The following is a 1,348-nucleotide window of genomic DNA, read 5'->3' as shown; positions in this document are numbered from 1 at the left end:
GTAAGTTCGGCGGTGTCCTACTCTCCCACAACCCTTCGGTTGCAGTACCATCGGCGCTGTCAGGCTTAGCTTCCGGGTTCGGAATGGGACCGGGCGTTTCCCTGACGCTAAAACCACCGAAACACTGTGAAACACGCGTGGTGTTTCAGAACCGTAGAGTGGATGCGTAACATCTTCGTAGGCAAGTCCTCGGCCTATTAGTACCAGTCAACTCGACAACACATTACTGTGCTTCCATTTCTGGCCTATCAACCCAATGGTCTGTTGGGGGCCTTAACCCACAAAGGGTGGGATACCTCATCTTGGAACAGGCTTCCCGCTTAGATGCCTTCAGCGGTTATCCCTTCCGAACGTGGCCAACCAGCCATGCCCCTGGCGGAACAACTGGCACACCAGAGGTTCGTCCGTCCCGGTCCTCTCGTACTAGGGACAGCCTTCCTCAAGTATCCTACGCGCGCGGCGGATAGGGACCGAACTGTCTCACGACGTTCTAAACCCAGCTCGCGTGCCGCTTTAATGGGCGAACAGCCCAACCCTTGGGACCTACTCCGGCCCCAGGATGCGACGAGCCGACATCGAGGTGCCAAACCATGCCGTCGATATGGACTCTTGGGCAAGATCAGCCTGTTATCCCCGGGGTACCTTTTATCCGTTGAGCGACACCCCTTCCACCAGGAGGTGCCGGATCACTAGTCCCGACTTTCGTCCCTGCTCGACATGTCTGTCTCACAGTCAAGCTCCCTTGTGCACTTGCACTCAACACCTGATTGCCAACCAGGCTGAGGGAACCTTTGGGCGCCTCCGTTACTCTTTAGGAGGCAACCGCCCCAGTTAAACTACCCATCAGGCACTGTCCCTGAACCAGATCATGGCCCGAGGTTCAGATTCCCAATTCGACCAGAGTGGTATTTCAACAACGACTCCACCACAACTAGCGTTGCAGCTTCACAGTCTCCCACCTATCCTACACAAGCCGAACCGAAAACCAATACCAAACTATAGTAAAGGTCCCGGGGTCTTTCCGTCCTGCCGCGCGTAACGAGCATCTTTACTCGTAGTGCAATTTCGCCGGGCCTGTGGTTGAGACAGCCGGAAAGTCGTTACGCCATTCGTGCAGGTCGGAACTTACCCGACAAGGAATTTCGCTACCTTAGGATGGTTATAGTTACCACCGCCGTTTACTGGCGCTTAAATTCTCAGCTTCGCCCCGAAAGGCTAACCGGTCCTCTTAACGTTCCAGCACCGGGCAGGCGTCAGTCCATATACATCGTCTTGCGACTTCGCATGGACCTGTGTTTTTAGTAAACAGTCGCTTTCCGCTGGTCTCTGCGGCCACCCACCCCTAGCC

At 55.4% G+C, this 1,348-nt stretch carries 2 rRNA genes (1 of these 2 only partly in view); both read right to left on the bottom strand.

The window, feature by feature from the left end:
- Positions 1-4: 4 nt before the first annotated feature.
- Positions 5-121, bottom strand: a 5S ribosomal RNA gene (rrf, locus tag AB0J55_RS45435).
- 56 nt (positions 122-177) lie between these two features.
- Positions 178-1,348 (bottom strand): 23S ribosomal RNA (locus tag AB0J55_RS45430) (it continues 1,667 nt past the right edge of the window).

The organism is Amycolatopsis sp. NPDC049688 (assembly GCF_040674975.1).
Taxonomy (GTDB): Bacteria; Actinomycetota; Actinomycetes; order Mycobacteriales; family Pseudonocardiaceae; genus Amycolatopsis.
This window is presented reverse-complemented; position numbering and strand designations above follow the sequence as displayed.